The sequence below is a fragment of the Microvirga terricola genome (assembly GCF_011777495.1).
Classification (GTDB): domain Bacteria; phylum Pseudomonadota; class Alphaproteobacteria; order Rhizobiales; family Beijerinckiaceae; genus Microvirga; species Microvirga terricola.
In genome coordinates, this window is sequence record NZ_JAATJS010000002.1 from 178,816 (window position 1) to 202,169 (window position 23,354).

Consider the following 23,354-nt stretch of genomic DNA (forward strand, 5'->3'; position numbering starts at 1 on the left):
GCGTTCCGGTTCTTCGTTCTGGGCTGGATTCGGGGCCAGCCGCCTTGCGTCGTGACATAAAGCTCATTTCGAACGGTTTTGTGACAACAGATATCGAGGTGAAAAGCCGGCTTAGCAAGATTTTTCGTGATTTAGGTCTGCTTTCATGCCGCAGCCGGGCGCCGATCACTATGGGCGCGATAGGACAAAGCTTCGGCTAAGTGGATGCGCTGCACCCGTTCTTCGCCATCGAGGTCCGCCAAGGTGCGGGCAACTTTGAGAACCCGGTGGAAACCGCGTGCGGAGAGCCGCATGGCGTTCGCCGCGTCCCGAATCAGGGTCAGGCCACCCGAATCAGGTTGCGCCACCTCCTCCAGCAGCGGGGCGGGGCAGGCCGCGTTGGTGGCGATGCCGTCGAGGTTGAGCGCGGCATAGCGCTTCGCCTGCACCTCCCGCGCCCGGGCGACCCGGGCCGCAACTTCCGCCGATCCCTCGACGGGCGCCGGCAGGATCAGATCCGCCGCCGTCACCGCCGGAACCTCGATGACGAGGTCGATACGGTCGAGCAGCGGGCCGGAGAGCCGGGCCTGATATTGCGCGATGCAGCGTTCGTTGGGTTGCCGGCGGCAGACATAGCCCGGCTCCGTCGCCTGCCCGCAGCGGCAGGGGTTCATGGCGGCAACGAGCTGGAAGCGGGCAGGGTAGGTGACGCGATGGTTCGCGCGGGCGATCAGGATCTCGCCTGCCTCCAAAGGCTGCCGCAAGGAATCGAGCACCTGCGGCTGGAATTCCGGCAACTCGTCGAGGAAGAGAACGCCGTGATGGGCGAGCGAGGCCTCGCCGGGCCGAGCGTTCAGGCCCCCGCCCACTAACGCCGCCATGGAGGCCGAATGATGCGGTGCGCGGAACGGACGGCGGTCGGACAACGCGCCGTTTTCCAGCAAACCCGCAACGGACTGGATCATCGACACTTCCAGCAACTCGCGCGGGGAGAGCGGCGGCAGGATCGAGGGAAGACGCTGCGCCAGCATGGATTTGCCTGCGCCCGGAGGGCCGCTCATTAGGAGGTTATGAGAGCCTGCCGCTGCGATTTCGAGCGTGCGCTTGGCGCTCTCTTGCCCCTTGATGTCGCGCAGGTCGGGCAGGGCGTTTGAGAGCCGCATGATCGCCGGTTCGGGCCGCGCCAGCACCTGCGTGCCCTTGAAGTGGTTGGCGAGTTGTACGAGCGACCGAGGCGCCAGAATCTCGATCTCGCTCGAGGCCCAGGCGGCTTCCGCGCCGCAGGCCTCGGGACAGATCAGCCCGTGCTGGCGGTCGAAGGCTGCCATGGCGGCGGGCAGAACACCCGTCACCGGGGTGATCGACCCGTCGAGCGCCAGTTCGCCCAAAACGGTAAAGCCGTTCAGCGCATCGCCGGGAATGGCCCCAATGGCGGCCATGACGCCAAGCGCGATGGGCAGGTCGTAATGGCTGCCTTCCTTCGGCAGATCGGCGGGCGCGAGATTGACGGTGATGCGCTTGGCGGGCAGGGCGAGGCCGGAGGCGATGAGCGCCGAGCGCACCCGCTCGCGTGATTCCGCCACTGCCTTATCCGGCAGGCCGACGATCATGAAGGCGACCGTGCCGGACGAAATCTGGACTTGCACATCGACCGCCCGCGCTTCGATACCCTCGAAGGCGACCGTTGAAACGCGCATGACCATCAGGCTGAACCCTCCCCGGCAATGGCCGAGTTTTAGCGCGACTGGGTGCGGCGCGATAGTGTTTCATTTTGATCCGTTAAGGCCGGCCGGACCCTGATGAATCTTTGGCCGGCGAGGGGACACCGGGCGAGCGATGAGGTATGATCCGCCCCTCGCAACAAAGACCAAGACACTTGCCGTGAGCCCCGGGGGCGACAAGGGAGAGTGTCGTCATGCGTTGGCAGCCAGATCCGAGTTTCTATCCATCCCCCCGCATGGCGGAAAAGGCTCCGCCCGAGACGCTGGCCTATGTGGCCATGGTCGACCCGGACCAGCAGCAGCCCGATGGCATCGCAGTGGTCGATCTTGATCCGAAATCCTCGTCCTATTCCCAGATCGTGGGAACCGTCGCCATGCCGCATGTGGGCGATGAGCTACACCATTTCGGGTGGAACGCGTGCTCCTCGTGCCTTTGCCCGAACATGCCCCACCCACATGTGGAGCGGCGCTATCTCGTGGTGCCGGGCCTGCGCTCCTCGCGCATCCATATCCTCGACACCAAGCCCGACCCGCGCCATCCAAAAATCGTCAAGGTGATCGAGCCGGAAGAGATCGCGGACCGGACGGGCTACACGAGGCCCCATACGGTTCATTGCGGGCCCGAAGGCATCTATGTGACTGCCCTCGGCAATGCGGAGGGCAAGGCGCCCGGTGGCATGTTCGTCATGGACCACGAAACCTTCGAGCCGCTGGGGCAGTGGGAGGTCGACAGAGGCTCGCAGCGCCTCGCCTATGACGCCTGGTGGCATCTCGGCTACGACACGCTGGTAACGAGCGAGTGGGGAACGCCCGACACGTTTGAGAAAGGGCTCGATCCGGAGGTGCTTCTCGGCTCGCGCTACGGCCGGCGCATCCATTTCTGGGATCTTTTGAAGCGCAAGCATGTGCAGGAGATCGACTTCGGGGAGGAGTACCAGCTTATCTTTGAGCTGCGTCCCGCGCACGATCCGACCAAGGCCTACGGCTTCGTCAATTGCGTCATCAGCCTCAAGGATCTCTCGTCCTCGATCTGGACCTGGTACCGCGATGGCGACCGGTGGGCCGTCAGGAAGGTCATCACCATCCCGGCCGAGCCCGCGAATCCGGACGATCTGCCGCCGATCCTCAAAGGGTTTTCGGCGGTTCCGCCCTTCGTCACCGACATCGACCTGTCAATGGACGACCGCTTTCTCTACGTGGCCTGCTGGGGCACGGGCGATCTCCAGCAATATGACGTGTCCGACCCCTTCAATCCGAAGCTCACTGGCAAGGTGCGACTCGGCGGGGTCGTCTCCCGCGCAACCCATCCCAAGGCGGGCAACGGCCATCTCACGGGCGCGCCGCAGATGGTCGAGATCAGCCGGGATGGTCGGCGGGTCTATTTCACTAACTCGCTCTACGGCGTGATTGATGGGCAGCTTTATGACCGCGGCTTCGATGGCTGGATGGCAAAGGTGAATGTGGAGCCGGGAGGCGGCATGTCGCTCGACGAGGACTTTTTTATCGAATGGCCCAAGGGACACCGGCCGCATCAGGTGAGGCTCGAAGGCGGCGATTGCTCGTCGGATTCCTATTGCTATCCGTGACGCGATGAGCGCGATGTCGTCCACCCTCTGGCCTTGGCTGACCCTTGCGGGGCTCGGCGCCTTTCATGGGCTGAACCCCGCGATGGGATGGCTTTTTGCTGTCGCGCTCGGCCTTCACCGGCAGAGCCGGGGCGTTGTGTTTCTCGCGCTTGCCCCCATCGCCCTCGGCCACGCGGCGGCGGTGGCCGTCGTGCTCATGGCCGTGGTGGTATTCGGGGCCGTTCTCGACATGACGCTTCTGGCCCGCGCTTCCGGCATCGTCCTCGTGATCTGGGCCTTGGCGCATGCGCTCTTTGGCCATCGCGGACGTGTGCGCGTCGGCATGCAGGCGGGCCTCGTCGGCCTCGCCCTATGGTCGTTCATGATGGCGGGCGCGCATGGGGCGGGGCTCATGCTCGTGCCGCCGCTTCTCACCCTCTGCGCCTCGTCAGGCCCGGCGGCGGAAGTCGGGGCGAACACCTCGCTCCCGATTGCGCTTGCGGCGCTCGGAGTCCACACCGCCGCGATGCTGGCGACCATTGGGGTGGTTAGCCTGATCGTCTACGACCGAGGGCTCGCCTTCCTGCGTAGAAGCTGGATCAACCTCGACGCGCTCTGGAGCGGCGCGCTGGCCGCAGGCGGCCTTGTGCTTCTCGCGCAGTGACCCTCAGCCCTGCGCCTTCAGGCGATAGAGCGCGTCCAGCGCCTCGCGTGGGGTCATCTGGTCCGGATCGATGGCGGCGAGAGCCTCGCGCAGCAGGTCGAGCTTCGCCTGTTGGACAACCGGCTCCTGGCGGACGGGCATGGCGAACAGCGGCAGATCATCGACCAACGCCCGCTTCGGCTTCTCCCGGTCCGACTTTTCAAGCTCGCTCAAAATGGTTTTCGCGCGCTCGACCACTGCATGCGGCAGGCCCGCGAGCCTCGCCACCTGCAGGCCATAGGAGCGGTCGGCAGCACCCGGCACGACCTCGTGCAGGAACACCACCTCGTTATTCCATTCTGTGACCTTCAGCGTCGCGTTGGCGATGCGCGGCAGGCGGTCGGCGAGCGCGGTCAGCTCGTGGAAATGGGTAGCGAAGAGCGCGCGACAGCAGTTGGCTTCATGCAGATGCTCGATGGCGGCCCAAGCGATGGAGAGGCCATCGAAGGTCGCCGTGCCGCGTCCGATCTCATCGAGGATCACAAGGGAGTGCGAGGTCGCCTGGTTCAGAATGGCGGCGGTTTCCACCATCTCGACCATGAAGGTCGAGCGCCCGCGCGCGAGATCGTCCGCCGCGCCGACGCGGGAGAACAGGCGGTCGACGACGCCGACATGCGCTTCCTTCGCAGGCACGAAGGAGCCCATTTGCGCCAGCACCACAATCAGTGCGTTCTGGCGCAGATAGGTCGACTTACCGCCCATGTTCGGGCCGGTGATGAGCAGGATGTGCCCGGCGTCCTTACCTGACAGATCGGAATCGTTGGCGATGAAGGCCGTGCCCTCGCGCTTGAGCGCCGCCTCGACCACCGGATGCCGCCCGCCCTTGATGGTGAAGGCGAGGCCGTTGTCGGTGGTAGGACGTCGCCAATCGAGCCGCACGGCAAGGTCCGCGAGGGCCGCGGTGACATCGACCACCGCGATGGCCTCGGCTGCTGCCGCCACATCGCCCGACAGGTCGAGCAGTTCTTGCGCCATCGTATCGAACAATCCGAGTTCGATCTTCAGCGCCCGGTCGGCGGCGGAGGCGATTTTGGATTCCAGTTCGCCCAGTTCCATAGTGGAAAAGCGCATCGCGCCCGCCATCGTCTGACGGTGGACGAAGGTGTCCTTCCACGGCTCCTTCAACAGATCCTCGCCCACATTCTGCGGCACTTCCACGAAGTAGCCGATCATGTGGTTATGCTTTACGCGGAGCGTCCGGCAGCCGGTGTCGTTGGCGTAGCGCGCCTGAAGGGCGGCGATGAAGCGGCGGGAATCCTGCTGCAACTCGCGCAGCTCATCGAGGTCGCTCAAAAAGCCCTGACGGATGAAGCCGCCGTCGCGCTTCAGCAGCGGCAGCTCTTCGGCAAGGGCTGCGGCGAGCTTGTCGGCAACGTCCGTGCGCAGCGATTTCAGCCGCTCGGCGGCGGCGGACAATTCGCGCGGCAGGTCGGGCGTCTTCGCCAGCTCAAGCCCGAGATCGCGTGCCGCAAACAAACCGTCGCGGACGCAAGCGAGATCGCGCGGGCCGCCGCGCCCCAGGCCGAGGCGTGAGAGGGCGCGGGCGAGGTCCGGCGAGCGTTTCAGGATGCGTCGCACCCGCTCGCGCAGGTCGCCATTCTCGACGAGCGCCCCAACCGCATCCTGCCGGTCGTGAATCATACGGACATCGGTGAGGGGACCTGCCAGCCGCTCGGCGAGACACCGCGCGCCGCCGGGCGTCACCGTGGCGTCGATGGTCGCCAGCAGACTGCCCGCCCGCTCACCGGCGAGCGTGCGTGTGAGTTCAAGGTTGGCGCGGGTGGCGGCATCGATGGCGAGTGCCGCGCCTGCGTTCTCCCGGCTCGGCGGGTTGAGGACCGGGCGGCTGCCGATCTGGGTCTTCTCGATATAGAACAGCGCGCTGCCCGCCGCCGTGATCTCCGCCCGGCTGAACGAGCCGAAGGCGTCGAGCGTCGCAACGCCGAAATAATCTTTCAGCCGCCGCTCGGCGGAAGCCGGGTCGAGGCCCTCGCGAGAGAGCGGTGTGATGGCGGTCCGCGTCTCGCGCCAGAAGGCGGCAAGCTCGGGGTCGTCATGGATCACATCGGGGATGAGGATTTCGCGTGGCTCGAAACGGGCGATCTCCGCCGCAAGCCCGGTGCCGTCCGTCTCGCTTAGAACGAAATGTCCGGTCGAGATATCGACGGCGGCGAGCCCATAAGCCCATTGCGTGTCGGAGGCGCGGCGACGTGCGATGGCGAGGAAATAGTTTGCCCGGCCGGGATCGAGCAGGCGGTCTTCCGTGATCGTGCCGGGGGTGACGAGGCGCACCACGTCGCGGCGCACCACCGATTTCGCCCCCCGCTTCTTCGCCTCCGCCGGGTCCTCGGTCTGCTCACAGACGGCGACCCGGTGGCCGAGGCCGATCAGGCGCTGGAGGTAGTCGTCCGCCCGGTCCACCGGCACGCCGCACATGGGGATGTCTTCCCCCTGGTGCTTGCCGCGCTTGGTCAGAACGATACCGAGGGCCTGGCTCGCGATCTCCGCGTCGTTGAAGAACAGCTCGTAAAAGTCCCCCATCCGGTAGAACAGGAGGCTGTCCGGGTTCGCAGCTTTGATCTCGACGTACTGCGCCATCATGGGCGTGACGCGGGCCTCCGGCGCGGGTTTCACTGCGGGCGGCTCGGTCGGTTCGGGGGATTCGGAGAGGGCCTGGGACGACATCCTGCCTGTCTAGCAAAGCCGGCCCCGGCTTTCACCCGCCTCATGGCTTTCAAGGAAAGGGTGTGGACAAGTCTTGAGGGAGGCCGCCACCTTGTCTTAAAGTCGCAGCCCCTTTGGAAACGCCCAGACAACGCCAGACCTGTTCCATGAACGATCAGCCCTCGAACCGCCGCAGCCGCCCGACCTTCACCGACCAGGAGGCCCTGCAATTTCATGCGCAGGGCCGCCCCGGCAAGCTGGAGGTGGTGCCCACCAAGCCCATGGCGACCCAGCGCGACCTGTCGCTGGCCTATTCGCCCGGCGTCGCGGTGCCCGTGAAGGCGATTGCGGAAAACCCCTCGCTCGCCTTCGACTACACCACCCGCGCCAACATGGTGGCGGTGATTTCGAACGGCACGGCCATTCTCGGCCTTGGCAATCTCGGCGCGCTCGCCTCCAAGCCCGTGATGGAGGGCAAGTCGGTCCTCTTCAAGCGCTTTGCGGACGTCGATTCCATCGACCTCGAGGTCGACACGGAAGACCCGGACGCTTTCATCAATTGCGTGCGCTATCTCGGACCCTCCTTCGGCGGCATCAATCTGGAGGACATCAAGGCTCCCGAATGCTTCATCATCGAGGAGAAGCTGCGCGAGCTGATGGACATTCCCGTCTTCCATGACGACCAGCACGGCACGGCTATCATTGCGGCGGCAGGTCTCATCAATGCGCTGCATCTCACCGGACGCGACATGGCGAAGACGAAGCTCGTGGTGAATGGCGCGGGCGCTGCCGGCATCGCCTGCACCGAGCTTTTGAAGGCCATGGGCTTCGCGCCCGACAACGTGATCCTGTGTGACACCAAGGGCGTCGTCTATCGCGGCCGCACCGAGGGCATGAACCAGTGGAAGTCGGCCCACGCTGCCGAGACCGATGCCCGCACGCTGGCCGATGCCTTCAAGGGCGCGGATGCCGTGTTCGGCCTGTCTGCCAAGGGCGCGTTCACGGAAGACATGATCCGCTCCATGGCGCCGAACCCCATCATCTTCGCCATGGCGAATCCCGACCCGGAAATCACGCCGGAAGAGGTGGCGCAGATCCGCGATGACGTGATCATCGCCACGGGCCGGTCGGACTATCCGAACCAGGTCAACAACGTTCTGGGCTTTCCTTACATCTTCCGCGGTGCGCTCGACGTGCAGGCGACGACAATCAACATGGAAATGAAGATCGCCGCCGCGCAAGCGCTAGCCGACCTTGCGCGTGAGGATGTGCCCGACGAGGTGGCTGCCGCCTATCAGGGCGCGCGCCCGCGCTTCGGACGCGAGTACATCATCCCGGTGCCGTTCGATCCGCGCCTCATCCACACGATCCCGATGGCGGTTGCGAAGGCGGCCATGGATACGGGCGTCGCGCGCCGTCCCGTCGTCGACATGCGTTCCTATAAGGCACAGCTTTCCGCGCGGCGCGACCCTGTCGCCGGAACGCTCAACCGCATCTTCGAGCGCGTGCGCAAGTTCCCCAAGCGCGTCGTCTTCGCGGAGGGCGAGGAGGAGCAGGTGATCCGCGCCGCGATCTCCTTCGTCAACCAGGGGCTTGGGCGCGCGATTCTCGTGGGGCGCGAGGATCGCGTTTACGAGACTGCCGCGCATGCGGGCATCGATCTCGAAGGCCGCGAAGGCATCGAGGTCCACAATGCGCGTCTGTCGCACCGCAACAGCACCTATGCGCAGTTCCTCTATGAGCGCCTGCAGCGCAAGGGCTTCCTGTTCCGCGATTGCCAGCGCCTCATCAATCAGGACCGCAATCACTTCGCAGCCTCCATGGTGGCGCTCGGTGATGCGGATGCAATGGTGACGGGTGCGACCCGCAACTATTCGACCGCGCTTTCCGATATCCGCCGCGTCATCGACGCGAAGCCCGGCCACCGCGTCATCGGCGTCTCGCTTTGCCTCGCGCGCGGCCACACCGTGCTTGTCGCGGACACCGCGATTCATGAAATGCCTACCGCGCAGGAACTGGCGGAAATCGCTATCGAATCTGCGGGCGTCGCACGCCGTCTTGGCTATGAGCCGCGCGTGGCATTGCTCTCCTTCTCGACCTTCGGCCATCCGCGTGCCGAGCGTGCCGAGAAGATTCAGGAAGCGGTTGAGATCCTCGACGATATGCGCGTCGATTTCGAATACGACGGCGAAATGTCGGCGGATGTGGCGCTCAACCGGGACCTGATGGCGCAATATCCGTTCAGCCGATTGAAGGGCCCGGCGAACGTGCTCGTCATGCCCGCGTTCCACTCGGCCTCGATCTCGACCAAGATGCTGCAGGAACTCGGCGGCGCGATGGTTTTGGGCCCGCTCGTCGTCGGCCTCGACCGGCCGGTGCAGATCGTCTCGCTCGGCGCAACCGATGCGGACATCGTCAATATGGCAGCGCTGGCGGCCTATAACATCGGCGGTTAACGCGAACCCTGCGCGATCAGCACGACGCCGCCGCAGATGATGGCGGCGTCAAGAATGGCGTTGTGGATGTGAATCGGCAGCGCCTGTGTCAGCCGCTTCGCGATGAAAGCGCCGGGTGTCGCGGAAAGCCCCACGATCAGCGCCATGATCCAGGCCGAGAACGGCAGCGCGCCCGCAACGTGGAATGTGCCCGTCTTCACCAGTCCCAGGCCGAACGAAATGATCGCGTCCGTCGCGACGACGGCGCGGCCGTTAAGGCCGGCGGCCATCAGGATCGAGAGAAGCACCACGCCCGATCCCGCGGTGCCGCCGACCAGCAGCCCGTAACCTGCGCCCGCCGTCATCAGACCGCCGCCATCCAAGCGAGCGCGCAGACGCTTCAGCAGAAGCCGCGCCGGGACCATGAGAATGAGAAAGGTGCCGATGACCAAGGTTGCGCCTTTGCCCGACAGAAACGTGTAGCCATAAGCGCCGAGCATGCAGGTCGGCAGCGCCAGGGCTCCGATCAGCAGGGCGCGGCGATAGTCGATCTCATCACGGAAGGCCGCGACGCGGCTGGCATTGGTCAACAGAGCCGAAACCCCGATGATCGGCACTACGGCCTCGCCGCCGACGATGGGTGTGAGGATCAGCGGCATGAGAAGCCCGGTGCCGTAGCCCGCAATTCCGCCCAGCGTTCCCGCCGACAAGGCACAGATGGCGACGAGGGCGTATTGCAGGAGCGTAACGTGTTCCATAGGTTCTCTCAGGGTCGTTGCCGGCTGCGGTAGATTAGCCGCCTCAAAAACGCTAGACCGTCTTTCTGCTCATAACGGATGAGGGAAAACGTGACTGCCAAAGCGCCCACCACCGTCGTATTCGACATCGGCAATGTTTTGTTGCGCTGGGACCCGCGCAATCTCTACCGCAAGGTCTTTTCTGACGAGGCGGAGATGGAGTGGTTTCTTTCCACGGTTTGCACCAACCAGTGGAACCTCGAGCAGGATCGCGGCCGCGATTGGGAGGAGGCGGTCGCCCTTCTCGTGACGGACTTTCCCGACCACCACACCGCCATCCGCGCCTATCACGACCGCTGGGAAGAAACCGTTGCGGGCGTGTTCGAGGACAACGTCGCGGTGCTCGGCCACCTGCGCGATGCCGGCGTGCCGAACTACTGCATCACGAACTTTTCCTCGCCGAAGCTCGGCCTGTCGAAGAAGCGCTATCCTTTCCTCGCGAGCTTCGACGGCATCATCGTTTCCGGCGATGAACAACTGCTCAAGCCTGAGCCGGCGATCTACCATCTGCTGCTCAGCCGCTATGGGTTGCAGGCTGAGGATTGCATCTTCATCGACGATTCGAAGGCCAATGTGGAAGGCGCGAAGGCCGTTGGCATGCACGCGATCCATTTTGTCGAGAGCGTCGATCTTGCGGTCGAGCTGCGCCAGCACGGGTTTCCTGTCTGACAAACCACCCTGTCATTCCGGAACTCCGCCTTCAGCGCTCTGGAATGACAGAGGCGTTCAACGCCCCCGCTTGCCCTTAAGCCCCACATAGGCCATCAGGCGGCCATGCGCGCCTTTGACTCCTCCTTGCCGATCGATGCCGTCCTTGCCGATCTGACGGAGAGCCTTCGCGCGCGCCCCAATGCCGTGCTTGTCGCCCCGCCCGGCGCGGGCAAGACGACCCGGGTGCCGCTCGTGCTCCTCGATGAGCCTTGGGTGCAGGGCAAAAAGCTCATCCTCCTCGAGCCCCGGCGCCTTGCCGCCCGCGCGGCGGCGGACCGTATGGCGCGGACCTTGGGCGAGGCGGTGGGCGAAACCGTGGGCCTGAGGGTGCGTCTTGGCTCCAAGATCAGCTGTAAGACCCGGATCGAGGTGGTGACCGAGGGCGTGTTCGCCCGCATGATTTTGGACGATCCCTCCCTTGAGGGTGTCGCCGCCGTTCTCTTCGACGAATTCCACGAACGCTCCCTCGATGCCGATCTCGGGCTTGCGCTCGCGCTCGATGCGCAAGGCGGCTTGCGGGAGGATCTGCGGCTTCTCGTCATGTCCGCGACGCTCGACGGGGCGCGGGTTGCGGGGCTGTTGGGTGGCTCACCCGTGATCGAATCAGAAGGGCGCGCCTATCCGGTCGAGACGCTCTATCTCGGGCGCGATCCCAACCGCCGGATCGACGAGCAGGTCGCGGACGCGGTTACTCGCGCCTTGCGGGCGGAGACCGGCTCCGTCCTCGTCTTCTTGCCGGGGCAGGGCGAGATTCGCCGGGTTGAAACGCTTCTGCGTGAACGCGTGACCGATCCCGCCATCGACATCGCGCCGCTTTACGGCGCGTTGGAACGGGGCGAGCAGGATCTTGCAGTGAGCCCCGCCAAGCCCGGTCGCCGCAAGGTGGTGCTGGCCACCTCGATTGCCGAAACGTCGCTCACCATCGAGGGCGTGCGCGTCGTCATCGATTCAGGCTTGGCGCGCGTGCCGGTCTTCGAGCCTGATATCGGTTTGACGCGGCTTGAAACTGTGCGCGTCTCCCGCGCCGCCGCCGATCAGCGGCGGGGCCGCGCCGGGCGCACGGAACCGGGCGTGTGCTATCGCCTGTGGGAAGAAGCCGCGACCGGCGCTCTAGAGGCCTTCGCGCGTCCTGAAGTTCTCTCCGCCGATCTTGCGCCGCTGCTTCTCGATTGCGCCGCTTGGGGTGTGACCGACCCGGCAAGCCTCGCCTTCCTCGACAAGCCGCCGAAGCCCGCCGTGAAAGAGGCGAGGGCGCTTCTACAGCAATTGCAGGCATTGGATGATGAGGGGCGCATCACCGAAACCGGCCGCCGCCTGCGCGATCTGCCCTTGCCGCCGCGCTTAGGAAGAATGGTGCTGATAGCCGGCGAGAGCGGACAGGCGCGCGATGCGGCGGACCTCGCCGCCGTGCTGGTGGAGCGCGGTCTTGGCGGTGACGTCGTCGATCTCTCCGAGCGTGTCGAGCGTTTCCGCCGTGATCGCTCGAAACGCGCCGAAGATATGCGCCGCATGGCGGAGGGCTGGGCGAAGGCGGCTGCTTCTTCAGCCAATGGCGAGAAGCATTCCTCCGGTGCGCTGCTGACGCTCGCTTATCCCGACCGCCTCGCCAAAGCACGCGGCAAGCCCGGCGAATACCTGATGGCCAATGGGCGCGGGGCCGCGCTCGAACCCCATGACCGGCTGGCGAAGGAGCCTTATCTCGCCATCGCCGAAATCTCCGGTGGCGCGGCCTCCGCCCGCGTTCTCGCCGCCGCGCCGATTGCGCCGGATGAGATCGAAGCGTTCCTTGGCGACAAGATCGAGCAGCGGCAGGAAGTGACGTTCGATCGTCAGGCCCGCGCCCTGCGCGCTCGTGCCGTGCGCCGCTATGGGGCGATCGCTCTCAATGAGCGTCCGCTCCGGGTGCCTGAGACAGAGGAAGCGGCGCGTGCGCTCGCAACCGGTCTCGTGTCGCTTGGCATCGATGGACTGCCCTTCTCGAAGGCGCTGGCGCAGTGGCGCGAGCGGGTGATGTTTCTGCGCAAGGCCGAAGGCGAGGAATGGCCGGACCTGTCCGATGAGGCGCTCGTCGCGACAGCGGAGGAATGGTTTGCGCCGCATCTTGTCGGCAAGGCAGGCATCAACGATATCGGGGCGGATCTCTTGAGCGAGGCCTTACGGAGCCTGCTGCCCTGGAATCTCCAGCGGCGGCTCGATGCGGAAGCGCCGACCCATTTCGAGGTGCCGACCGGCTCCGAAATCCCGGTCGATTATGGATCGGAAGAAGGCCCGGTGCTCGCTGTACGCGTGCAGGAACTCTTTGGCCTCGACAAGCATCCGACGATTGCCGCCGGGCGCGTGCCGCTCGTCCTGCACCTTCTCTCGCCGGCGCATCGCCCGATCCAGATCACCCGCGATCTGCCGGGTTTCTGGCGCGGATCGTGGGCGGCGGTGAGGGCCGACATGCGTGGGCAATATCCCAAGCACCCGTGGCCCGAAGACCCGCTGACCGCGCCGCCGACAAGGCGCGCCAAGCCACGCGGGACTTAGTCCTCAAAGCTCGCGATCAGCCGCTCCGCCGTCGCGACGTTGAGAGCCATGGGGATGTTGTAGACCAGCGCCAGACGCATCAGCGCCTTCACGTCCACATCGTGCGGATGTGGCGACAGAGGATCGACGAAGAAGAACAGGGCATCGATCTTGCCCTCCGCGATCATCGCGCCGATCTGCTGGTCGCCGCCGAGCGGCCCGCTCTTCAATCGGGTGACGGTAAGAGACGGGCATCGTTCCATGATGCGCCCGCCGGTCGTACCGGTGGCGAAGAGCGTGAGGGGGCGAAGGGTCGCTTCGTGCATGGCCACGAAATGGGACATGTCGTCTTTTTTGGCGTCGTGCGCGACGAGCGCCAATGTGAGGTTCTTCATGCTCGATCTGACGTCAGTTATAGGTCCGGTCGCGCCATTGCATCTCGCCGGCGAGGCAATTGGCTTTGGGGACGTTCTGCACCCGATGGATCAGGCCTTCGGGCGGTGTCAGATTGGCGATCTCAAGCAAAATCTTGGTCTTGATCGCCTGCACGAACTGGTCGCGCTCGCGCACCGGCACCATGAACGCCCCTTGGCCTCCAATGACGCAATCCTTGTAATAGAGATCGAGGTCGGCGATGTCGAGGTAGCCGGGCCGGCGCATCATGATCGGCAGGCCGTTGATGGTGATGCCCTTGGCGAGTGTATCTTTCCGCGCATCCGTCACGATGCGGCCCTGGTTGTTCGGGCCGTCACCGGACACGTCGATGACACGGCGCGTCGGCGTAACGTTGCTCTCGGTAAACAACTTCGTGCTGAAATCGATTGCGCCGGAAATCGACGTCCGCTGCGCCCGCCGCAGCGGCGTCGACGCGATCTTTTCGGCAAACGCCATGAGGCTTTCGGGATTGTCGAGAACAGTCCAGGGCACGATGACCTTCTGGTCCGATGCACCCGCCCATTCGACATAAGTCACCGCGATCTTGCCGAGCATTCCGCCGCGGATGGCGTCATGCACCTGCTTCGACCGGAAGGCCTGCGCAAAGCCCTCGCGCTGAAGCGCCTGCTCCTCTGTGTCCATGGAGAAGGAAATATCGACCGCGATGACGAGGGCGAGATCGACGTCGGTCTCAGCCAGCGCGCGGCCCGGCGGGATCGTCAAGGCGAAGGCCAGGGCGAGGCCGGCTAGAATGCGGGCAAAACCGACGCGAACCATCATCGTCTCCTCTTGGGAGCAGGATCGGTTCGAAAGAGTGTGCCAGCTTCCTTTTCCGCCGCAAAGCCGAGATTTCAGGCGCGGCGCGTTTCCACGAGGTCCAGGGCGGCGCGAAAAGCGGCATCGGCGTCGAGATGGGTCGTATCCAGGGTCAGCGCGTCCTCGGCGGCCTTTAATGGGGCGGTGGCCCGGTTCATGTCGCGCTCGTCCCGGCGGCGGATATCATCGAGAATGGTCTCATATGCCGCGTCTTCGCCCCGCTTCAGAAGCTCCAGATGGCGGCGGCGCGCCCGCTCTTCCGGCGCGGCGGTGATGAAGAGCTTCACATCCGCGTGCGGGCACACCACGGTACCGATGTCCCGCCCGTCGAGCACTGCGCCCGGCTTTTGGCTGCCGAATTGGCGCTGGAAGGCCAGAAGCGCATCGCGAACCGGCTGGTAGACGGAGATCGTCGAGGCCGCTTCGCCCATTTCCGCGCCGCGCAGGCGCGGATCGTCGAGATGGGTCACGTCGAGATTCTGCGCCACCAAGGTCGCGCCTTCCTTGTCGGTGAGGGCGAGCCCACGATCCAGCATGACCCGCGCGACGGCCCGGTAGAGCAGGCCCGTATCGAGATGGGCGAACCCGAAGTGCTCCGACAGGCGCTTGCCGAGCGTTCCCTTGCCCGATGCGGCGGGGCCGTCGATGGCGATGATCATCGGCCGCCTCAGTCCTGAATCGTCGCGCCGAGTTCGCGCATGAGGGGGATGAAGGTCGGGAAGCTCGTGGCGATCATCGCCCCGTCGTCGACCGTCATCGGCTCCTGGGCGGCGAGGCCCATGACCAGGAAGGACATGGCGATGCGGTGGTCGAGATGAGTTGCGACCGGCTTGCCGCCGCCCCGGACCTTGCCGTTGCCGCCCTGCACGATCAGGTCGTCGCCCACAATTTCATGCTGCACGCCGGCCTCGGCCAGGCCCGCCGCGACGGCGGCAAGGCGGTCGGATTCCTTCACGCGGAGCTCGTGCAGGCCCTGCATCCGGGTCGTGCCTTCCGCGAAGGAGGCCGCGACCGCGAGGACGGGATATTCGTCGATCATCGCCGGGGCGCGGGCGGCAGGCACCGTCACGCCCTTCAGGCGGCTGGTGCGCACCCTGAGGTCGGCAACCGTCTCGCCGCCCTCTTCGCGCTCGTTCAGCCGCTCGATATCGGCGCCCATTTCCAGAAGCGTCGTGATGAGGCCCGTGCGCAGCGGGTTCATCATCACGCCTTCGAGGATGATGTCGGAGCCCGGGGTGATGAGGGCCGCCACCAGCGGGAAGGCGGCAGAGGAGGGGTCGGTCGGCACCACGACGGTGGAACCGCGAAGCTCGGGCTGGCCCTGGAGGGTGATGGCGCGGCCATCCTCGCCATGGGGCTTCACATCGACCTTGGCGCCGAAATGGCGCAGCATCCGCTCGGTATGATCGCGGGTCGCCTCGCGCTCGATCACGGTGGTCTGGCCCGGTGAGTTCAGGCCGGCGAGCAGGATGGCCGACTTGATCTGGGCCGAGGCCGCCGGGGTCTCATAGGTGATCGGGATGGTCTCGCGCGGGCCGCGCAGGGTCAGCGGCACGCGCCCGCCTTCCGCCTCACTGACCACGGTGACGCCCATTTTGACGAGCGGGTCGAGGATGCGGCGCATGGGGCGCTTGCGCAGCGAAGCGTCGCCGTCGAAGGTCGTGGTGATGGGGTGGCTACCCGCCACGCCCATCATGAGGCGCGAGCCGGTGCCCGCATTGCCGAAATCCAGAACGCCTGCGGGCTCTGTGAGGCCGCCGATACCGACGCCGACGATCCGCCAGCTACCCGGTCCCTCGCGGGTGATGGTGGCCCCGAGCGCCCGGCAGGCCTCGGCCGTGCGCAGCACGTCGTCGCCCTCCAAAAGCCCCTCGACCCGGGTTTCGCCGATGGAGAGAAGACCGAAGATCATGGAGCGGTGCGAAATTGACTTGTCGCCCGGGACGCGCAAACGTCCCTTCAGGGCCTTGCCGGGCCTGCTGGTGACGGGGGTTGCCAAGCCATGCGCGTGCGACATTCTGTTATTCCTTCGCCTTCTCGATGAGGGGGCTCCTAACACGGGGTTTCGGAACCGTCATCTTGAAGCTTGCGCGGGAAGGGGCACCTCCGGCAATTTCGCATTTGACAAGGAATGGCCCCGCGACTAACGGAGCGTTCCCAACCATTACTTTTGTAGGGCAAATACCGTGGCCAAACCGGAACTCGGCTTGAAGCGCCAGTGCATGAGCTGCGGCGCGAAATTCTACGATCTGAACAGGGATCCTGCGACCTGCCCGAAATGCGGCACCGTCTTCGAGGCCGTCGCGCTGAGCCGCGTCTCCGCCCCCGTGGTCGCTCGCGCCGCCGCCGCCCCCGTCGATGAAGAGGATACCGAGCTCGAATCAGCGGGCCCGGAACTCGTCTCTCTCGATGAGGTCGAGGCGGAAGAAGAGGGCAAGGATCTGCCTTCGGAAGACGATATCGACGTCGGTGAGGATGTCAGCGACGACGACACTTTCCTTGAAGATGAAGAGGAAGGTGACGATGACGTGTCGGATTTGATCGATAGCGACATCGAAGACGACGAAGAGGCTTGAACCTCGCGTCGGACCCGACTATAGAGACGCACCGCTTCGGCGGTGACCCTTTCCGCGGTGCCCCAACACTGCGGATTAGAGTGGGGCCATAGCTCAGCTGGGAGAGCGCTTGCATGGCATGCAAGAGGTCGGCGGTTCGATCCCGCCTGGCTCCACCAAATACTTGTAGGGAACAGGCCAGAGAGCCGTCGTTCCCGAGACACTCCCAAAAACACGCTTTCTCAAAGACTTGGCGGTTTGGCTGGGGTTGGCCACGTCTCAGGCAGTTAAAGTTCCAAGATTGGCCCGGTCCTTTGCGGCCGTTTTCTTCTCCACAATTTGCAACTTCTCCGGGGCGCGTTCGGGACCGCTGTTTCAAGGCGTGCGGTCTGAAGGGTTTTGTTGGCTGCTAGTGGCCTGATGCAACCCCCATCCGCCAGGAACACGGACCGCTTTGCTCCGTAGCGGCCGGCCAAGAGGCAGCGCACCCGACTGCGCCGCAGATTTTTGCGTGATGGTCGCCCGTCAGTCGGCTCCCCGGTCATTGTCAGGTTTGCTGATCGCGAGAGTTCGTTGTCAGCCAATGACCGTTCCTTGATGGCCAAGACGCAACTTAGAGTAATGGCTACGCTTCCGCCTCGCTCATGGGACCCAATTCCAAAGGACGAGGCGCTTGCAACTTTCGTGGCCTGACCACCCTCTCAGGCTTACCGAGCGCGCCTTTCATTCGATTCACTGATTTCAGCGCGAGGTAAATGTGGCTTCCAGTCTTACGATCGTTGTCGCCGAAGGTGGTGCCCAGGGTTCCGGAACGAATGGCCCATTCACGGTTATCTTTAACGAAAACCTGACCACAGGCACTGTCGTCGGCACGATTTCGGGTTCCGGTCCCGTCGCGCAGTGGACATTCCGTTTCGTGACGATCAATGGCGAAATTCAGGATGCTGGCGGGCGATACAAGATTGAAGGAAACCAGATTGTTGTCGCCAACGGCGGATCGGAGACCTTCAACTACGAGGACGAGATCCTTCATTCCATCCGGGTGGAGGCCGTTGATAAGAAAGGCGTCGTACAGGCGCAGGGCAACTTCGGCATACAGCTTGCAGACGTCAACGAGCCTCCGAGCGATCTGAAGCTCTCGCAAACCCGCATTGACGAAAATGCGCCAGGCGGCACGCTCATCGGAAGACTGAGCGGAGTGGATCCTGACGAAGACGCTGCCCTCACCTACGAGATTGTGGCTGATGCCGACGGGAAGTTCGACATCGTCGATAACAAACTCGTTGTGAAGAAGGGGGCGGTCTTGGATTTCGAGTCCAAGACATCCCATCAGGTCACGGTGCGCGTCTCCGATGGTACGTACTCCTTCGAGAAGACATTCACGATATACGTGAACAACCTGAGCGAGATCGGGAACGATGCTCCCACGGACATCATGCTGTCTGCGACAACAGTTGATGAGACGCTTCAAGGCGGCGGCGTGATCGGTCTTCTTTCAACGGAAGATTTCGATATCGATGACGTCTATACCTACACCATTTTGAACGACCCCGATGGGAAATTCCAAATCGTCGACAATGAGCTGCGTCTCAAAGACGGTGCAACGTTCGACTTCGAGAGCAAGACCTCGCACACGGTCACGGTCCTGGTGGTCGACTCAGGCGGTCTGTCATATGAAAAGACTTTCACGATCAAAGTGAATGACGTGAATGAGCCTCCCACAAGCATCTCCCTCTCATCGACCGAAATCGACGAGGACATGAAGGGTGGGGATATCGTCGGGGTGCTCGGGGCCAGTGACCCGGATAGTGCGGGGCCGTTCACCTACTCCATCGTCGGCCCGAGTGACCTCTTCGTTATCGTCGATGGTACCTTGCGATTGAAGGACGGGGTGGTTCTCGATCACGAAAGCCAGCCGACGCTTCAGGTCACGATCCGTGTTTCGGATGGGACGCTTACCTATGATCAGACCTTCACGATCACTGTTCGCGATGTGAATGAGGCTCCGGTCGATATCGTGCTGTCGAACGCCGTCATTGCAGAGAACAGCCACGGCGGCACGAATATCGGGCAGCTCTTTGGAGACGATCCGGACAGCGGCTCAAGCTTCACCTACACCATCGTCACCGATCCGGATTCGAAGTTCCAGATCGTGGGCGATTGGCTTCAGGTGAGGGAGGGCGCTGTTCTCGACTATGAAACGAATGCTACGCATCAGATCGTCGTTCGGGTATCCGACGGAGAACTTAGCTTCGACAAGATTTTCACGATCCATGTCAGCAATGTGAATGAGGCCCCGACCGACATCTCCCTCTCATCGACCAATATCGATGAGAACAAACTCGGCGGAACGCTTGTCGGTCTCTTGAGTGCCACGGATGCGGACACGCCTGGTGGCTTCACATATGCAATCATCGACGACCCGGATAGGAAGTTCCAGATTGTCGATGACCGTCTCGTGCTGAGAGCAGGGGCGACGCTCGACTTCGAGCGGAAAGCCTCTCATGAAGTCACGATCCGTGTGTCGGATGGACAACTGTTCTACGATAAGACCTTCATCATTCAAGTGAATGATGTGCCGGAAGATCCCGCTAACCGTCCGCCGACCGACATAACCCTGCTGACACCCTTTGTTGCCGAAAATGCCGGCGGAGGCACCTATATCGGCTCTCTGGCCGCCATCGATCCTGACGCGGGAAATGAGTTCACCTATGAGATCGTTGAGGATCCGGATGGGCGGTTCGAGCTCGTTGGCAATTTGCTACGGGTCCGGAGCGGAGCTTCTTTCGACTACGAGACGAAAGCGGCGCATCAGGTTGTGATACGCGTCATGGATCAGGGAGGCCTGGCCTATACGAAGGTCTTCACCATCGCCGTAACCGATGTGAACGAGCGGCCGACCGACATCATTCTGGCAACGACGAGCATCGATGAAAACAGGCCTGGCGGAAGTGTCATCGGCACCTTGACCGGAGTCGACCCCGATTTTGAGAACGCCTTCACTTACGCCATCATCAACGATCCTGACGGCAAGTTCCAGATCGTAGGCAATACTCTTCAGGTCAAAGATGGGGCCTCGCTTGATTTCGAAGCGAAGAGTTCTCATTCCGTGACGATCCGGATATTCGACCGAGGTGGTCTGTCTTTCGATAAGACGTTCACTATTCTCGTTCACAACGTCAATGAGGCGCCGACCGGGATAACGTTGTCCGCGACGGGAATCAGCGAAAGCAGCCCGCCCGGCACGATTGTTGGAACGCTAAGCGGCATCGATCCCGATGCGGGCAATACGTTCAGCTATGAGATCGTCAACGATCCGGACGGGAAGTTTCAGATCGTCAACAATCTGCTTCAGCTGCGCGCGGGTGCTGTTCTCGACTACGAGACAAAAAGCGCGCATCAAGTGACGGTCCGCGTCATCGATCAGAATGGCCTGTCGTTCGACAGAACCTTTACGATTGCCGTCGGCAATGCGCCCGAGCCCGTTCCCAACTCCACGCCGGTCAACATCACTCTGACGGCGACGAGCGTGAGTGAGAGCGCGCTGGGAGGCACCGTCATCGGAAAGCTGAGCGCGGACGATCCGGATGCCGGGAATACCTTTACCTATACGATATTCAACGATCCGGACAGTAAGTTCCAGATCGTCGGAAACACCCTGCAGCTCAGGAGCGGCGCGACGCTGGATTTCGAGGCGAAAGCCGTCCATCAAGTCACTGTCAGGGTCAAGGATCAGGGTGGCCTAACGTATGACAAGATCTTTTACATTACCGTCGGCGATGCCAATGAACGGCCAACGGACATTCTTCTCTCCACCAGTCGCGTGAACGAGGATAGCGCCGGTAACGCGCTGATCGGGATGCTGACCGGCGTCGATCCGGATGCGGGAAATACCTTCCGCTACACCATCGTCGATGATCCCGATGGGAAGTTCCAGATCGTTGGTAACGAGCTTCGTCTGCGGGCTGGCGCTGTTCTCGACTATGAGAAGAAAGCGAGCCACCAGGTGACCGTTCGCGTCATCGACCAGAACAATCTGTTTCATGACAAGACATTCACCATATCGGTCAACGATGTCGATGAGACACCGCACAACCGACCGCCGATCGACGTGACGCTTTCGACGCGCTTTGTCATGGAGGGATCGCCCGGAGGAACGGTGATCGGCCTTTTGGCGGGTGTTGATCCTGATGTTGGTGATCGACTGACTTACGTGATCGTTGACGATCCGGACGGTAAGTTCCAGATTTCCAACGATGCGCTGGTTCTGAAAGCCGGCGCGGTCATCGATTACGAGACCAAGAGCAGTCACCAGGTCACGGTCAGGGCGATCGACCGAAATGGGCTTTTCGTTGACAAAATCTTTTACATTACGGGCGGCGATGCCAATGAACGGCCAACGGACATTCTTCTCTCCACCAGTCGCGTGGACGAGGACAGCGCCGGTAATGCGTTGATCGGAATGCTGACCGGCGTCGATCCGGATGCGGGAAATGCCTTCAACTACGCCATCGTCGATGATCCCGATGGCAAGTTCCAGATCGTTGGTAACGAGCTTCGTCTGCGGGCTGGCGCTGTTCTCGACTATGAGAAGAAAGCGAGCCATCAGGTGACCATTCGCGTCATCGACCAGAACAATCTGTTTCACGACAAGACGTTCACCATATCGGTCAACGATGTCGATGAGACACCGCACAACCGACCGCCGACCGACGTGGCGCTTTCGACGCGCTTTATCATGGAGGGAGAGCCTGGAGGAACGGTGATCGGCCTTCTGACGGGTGTTGATCCTGATGTTGGTGACCGACTGACTTATGTGATCGTTGACGATCCGGACGGTAAGTTCCAGATTTCCAACGATGCGCTGGTTCTGAAAGCCGGCGCGGTTATCGACTATGAGACCAAGAGCAGTCACCAGGTCACGGTCAGGGCGATCGACCGAAATGGGCTCTTCCTTGACAAGATCTTCACCATCGCCGTCCACGATGTGAATGAAGCCCCGATCGAGTTGACGCTTTCGAATAGCAGGGTCGATGAGAACGCCTTGGGCGGCACCGAGATCGGCCTGCTCAGCGCGGTAGACCACGATGCGGGAGATGATTTCACGTACGAGATCGTCGATGACCCCGACGGAAAGTTCCAAATCTCGGGCGGCGTGCTCCAAGTCCGGGCCGGGGCGTCTCTCGACTTCGAGAGCAAGGCCAGTCATCAGGTCAAAATCAGGGCGCTCGACCAGGGACACCTGTCCTATGAAAGAGTTTTCACGATCCGGGTGAGCGACCTCAATGAAGCTCCTTCCGGTCTGACGCTCTCGTCGACCAGCGTGAAGGAGAATGTCCCTGGAGGCACGACGATCGGTATTCTTCACGGTATCGATCAGGATGCCGCGAGTTCAGCGACATACGAGATTGTCAGCGATCCGGATGAAAAATTCCAGGTCGTCGACAATCTCCTTCAGGTTCGCAACGGCACTGCGCTCAACTATGAAACGCAGGCCTCCCACCAAGTCACGGTGAGGGTGAAGGACCAGTATGGCCTCACCTTTGATCAGACTTTCACCATCGTCGTTCAAGACATTTCTGAGGCTCTGCCCAACCGCGCGCCGTCCGCTCTCGGTGTCAGCAATCTGAGAGTTTACGAATTGACCGCAAAGGGCACCGAGATCGGAACGCTGGTTGCTTTGGACGCCGATGAGGGCGACACGCTCACTTTCTCTATCGCCGATGATGGGGCTGCTGGCCGCTTCATGATTGAAGGCAACAGGCTCTTGGTCGCCGACGGTACCAAGCTCGACTACGAGCAGGCATCGTCGCATCAGTTACGAATCCGCGTGACAGACAAGAGTGGCGCGTATCTTGAGCAATCCGTAACGGTTACCGTTCTCGATGTTTCGCCGGAGAACGTGACCGGAGGTGCCAGTGACGACACATTCATCGGCGGTGCCGGACGCGACAATATCGCGGGCGGCTCCGGCAACGATAAACTTTATGGACGCCTGGGTGCAGATACACTGAGCGGGGGCGCTGGAAGGGATATTTTCGTCTTCGATATCAAGCCGGGAGGGAAGGCGGATCGCGACAAGATCGTCGACTATCGTGTGAGCGACGATTCGATCTATCTTGATAACGCGATCTTCCGAAAGCTGGGCAAGGGCTCGCCAACCAAACCCTTGAAGCTGAACAAAAATTACTTCGTCGTTGGGGAGGCCGCTCAGGACAGCAACGACTATCTGATCTACAATCCGCGGAAGAAGACACTTTACTACGATGCGGATGGATCAGGTCCTGGAAAGGCAGTTGAGATTTTCACGACGCAAAGTGTCGTGAAGTTCACGGCGAGCGAGTTCTTCGTTATCTAGTGGCCTGGCCGCAACGCCAGTGCTGAGCCCCGACATGGATCGGGGCTCTTTGCTTTTTACAGACGCTTTGTTGGCCTGCATTCCGGCCAGCGACATCGCTACGAGCG

Annotated in this window: 14 protein-coding genes and 1 tRNA gene; 8 read left to right on the forward strand and 7 right to left on the reverse strand. The window is 62.7% G+C overall.

The features are described from left to right. Positions 1-143: 143 nt before the first annotated feature. Positions 144-1,682, reverse strand: a complete 1,539-nt coding sequence (locus HB375_RS05215; protein ID WP_167671926.1) for a YifB family Mg chelatase-like AAA ATPase — start codon at positions 1,680-1,682, stop codon at positions 144-146. 212 nt (positions 1,683-1,894) lie between these two features. On the opposite strand from HB375_RS05215, the gene HB375_RS05220 reads away from it, so the two are divergent. Continuing rightward, on the forward strand, positions 1,895-3,286 hold the full coding sequence (locus tag HB375_RS05220; RefSeq protein WP_167671927.1) for a selenium-binding family protein: 1,392 nt from the start codon (positions 1,895-1,897) through the stop codon (positions 3,284-3,286). 13 nt (positions 3,287-3,299) lie between these two features. Further along, on the forward strand, positions 3,300-3,929 hold the full coding sequence (locus tag HB375_RS05225; protein ID WP_343232353.1) for a hypothetical protein: 630 nt from the start codon (positions 3,300-3,302) through the stop codon (positions 3,927-3,929). Between the two features lie 3 nt (positions 3,930-3,932). Here the strand turns inward: HB375_RS05225 and mutS are convergent, their stop codons facing one another. Beyond that, positions 3,933-6,653: a DNA mismatch repair protein MutS gene (gene mutS / locus HB375_RS05230; protein WP_167671929.1), complete on the reverse strand. Its 2,721-nt coding sequence runs from the start codon at positions 6,651-6,653 to the stop codon at positions 3,933-3,935. 146 nt (positions 6,654-6,799) lie between these two features. Here mutS and HB375_RS05235 point away from each other — a divergent pair, with 146 nt between their 5' ends. Next, positions 6,800-9,088, forward strand: coding sequence for an NADP-dependent malic enzyme (locus HB375_RS05235; RefSeq protein ID WP_167671930.1), 2,289 nt, complete (start codon positions 6,800-6,802; stop codon positions 9,086-9,088). Here the strand turns inward: HB375_RS05235 and HB375_RS05240 are convergent. Continuing rightward, positions 9,085-9,825, reverse strand: a complete 741-nt coding sequence (locus HB375_RS05240; RefSeq protein WP_167671931.1) for a sulfite exporter TauE/SafE family protein — start codon at positions 9,823-9,825, stop codon at positions 9,085-9,087. The two genes, HB375_RS05235 and HB375_RS05240, sit on opposite strands and share 4 nt — an antisense overlap. Before the next feature lie 90 nt (positions 9,826-9,915). Between HB375_RS05240 and HB375_RS05245 the strand changes: the two genes are divergently transcribed. Together HB375_RS05245 and hrpB are read left to right on the forward strand one after the other, a co-directional pair. After that, a complete protein-coding gene (locus HB375_RS05245; protein ID WP_343232354.1) occupies positions 9,916-10,533 on the forward strand; it encodes an HAD family hydrolase in 618 nt (205 codons plus the stop codon). Between the two features lie 105 nt (positions 10,534-10,638). Next, on the forward strand, positions 10,639-13,104 hold the full coding sequence (gene hrpB / locus HB375_RS05250) for an ATP-dependent helicase HrpB (RefSeq protein ID WP_167671933.1): 2,466 nt from the start codon (positions 10,639-10,641) through the stop codon (positions 13,102-13,104). Here the strand turns inward: hrpB and HB375_RS05255 are convergent. The 4 genes from HB375_RS05255 to aroA form a co-directional block, all read right to left on the reverse strand. After that, positions 13,101-13,478 carry a methylglyoxal synthase gene (locus HB375_RS05255; protein ID WP_167671934.1) on the reverse strand — a complete coding sequence of 126 codons (378 nt, stop codon included), beginning with the start codon at positions 13,476-13,478 and terminating at the stop codon, positions 13,101-13,103. The genes hrpB and HB375_RS05255 overlap by 4 nt on opposite strands. A 13-nt stretch (positions 13,479-13,491) precedes the next feature. Next, entirely contained in the window at positions 13,492-14,298 is an 807-nt protein-coding gene (locus tag HB375_RS05260; protein ID WP_246728364.1) for a DUF1194 domain-containing protein, read from the reverse strand. A 71-nt stretch (positions 14,299-14,369) separates the two neighbouring features. Continuing rightward, complete coding sequence (gene cmk, locus HB375_RS05265; RefSeq protein ID WP_167671935.1) at positions 14,370-14,993, reverse strand: (d)CMP kinase; 624 nt, start codon at positions 14,991-14,993, stop codon at positions 14,370-14,372. 8 nt (positions 14,994-15,001) lie between these two features. Further along, positions 15,002-16,351, reverse strand: a complete 1,350-nt coding sequence (gene aroA / locus HB375_RS05270; RefSeq protein WP_167671936.1) for a 3-phosphoshikimate 1-carboxyvinyltransferase — start codon at positions 16,349-16,351, stop codon at positions 15,002-15,004. A gap of 169 nt (positions 16,352-16,520) precedes the next feature. Between aroA and HB375_RS05275 the strand changes: the two genes are divergently transcribed. From HB375_RS05275 to HB375_RS05285, 3 genes are all read left to right on the forward strand, one after another. Further along, positions 16,521-16,910 (forward strand): TIGR02300 family protein, encoded by a 390-nt coding sequence (locus HB375_RS05275; RefSeq protein ID WP_167671937.1) that lies wholly within the window; start codon positions 16,521-16,523, stop codon positions 16,908-16,910. A gap of 82 nt (positions 16,911-16,992) precedes the next feature. Further along, positions 16,993-17,068, forward strand: a tRNA-Ala gene (locus HB375_RS05280). A gap of 578 nt (positions 17,069-17,646) precedes the next feature. Further along, positions 17,647-23,247, forward strand: coding sequence for a cadherin domain-containing protein (locus HB375_RS05285; RefSeq protein WP_167671938.1), 5,601 nt, complete (start codon positions 17,647-17,649; stop codon positions 23,245-23,247). The last annotated feature ends 107 nt before the right edge of the window (positions 23,248-23,354 follow it).

Coding starts and splice junctions, on each gene's coding strand:
- HB375_RS05235 (WP_167671930.1), top strand. CDS start 6,800: ATGAACGATCAGCCCTCGAACCGCCGCAGCCGCCCGACCTTCACCGAC.
- aroA (WP_167671936.1), bottom strand. CDS start 16,351: ATGTCGCACGCGCATGGCTTGGCAACCCCCGTCACCAGCAGGCCCGGC.
- HB375_RS05260 (WP_246728364.1), bottom strand. CDS start 14,298: ATGATGGTTCGCGTCGGTTTTGCCCGCATTCTAGCCGGCCTCGCCCTG.
- HB375_RS05215 (WP_167671926.1), bottom strand. CDS start 1,682: ATGGTCATGCGCGTTTCAACGGTCGCCTTCGAGGGTATCGAAGCGCGG.
- HB375_RS05255 (WP_167671934.1), bottom strand. CDS start 13,478: ATGAAGAACCTCACATTGGCGCTCGTCGCGCACGACGCCAAAAAAGAC.
- HB375_RS05225 (WP_343232353.1), top strand. CDS start 3,300: ATGTCGTCCACCCTCTGGCCTTGGCTGACCCTTGCGGGGCTCGGCGCC.
- hrpB (WP_167671933.1), top strand. CDS start 10,639: ATGCGCGCCTTTGACTCCTCCTTGCCGATCGATGCCGTCCTTGCCGAT.
- HB375_RS05240 (WP_167671931.1), bottom strand. CDS start 9,825: ATGGAACACGTTACGCTCCTGCAATACGCCCTCGTCGCCATCTGTGCC.
- mutS (WP_167671929.1), bottom strand. CDS start 6,653: ATGTCGTCCCAGGCCCTCTCCGAATCCCCCGAACCGACCGAGCCGCCC.
- HB375_RS05220 (WP_167671927.1), top strand. CDS start 1,895: ATGCGTTGGCAGCCAGATCCGAGTTTCTATCCATCCCCCCGCATGGCG.
- cmk (WP_167671935.1), bottom strand. CDS start 14,993: ATGATCATCGCCATCGACGGCCCCGCCGCATCGGGCAAGGGAACGCTC.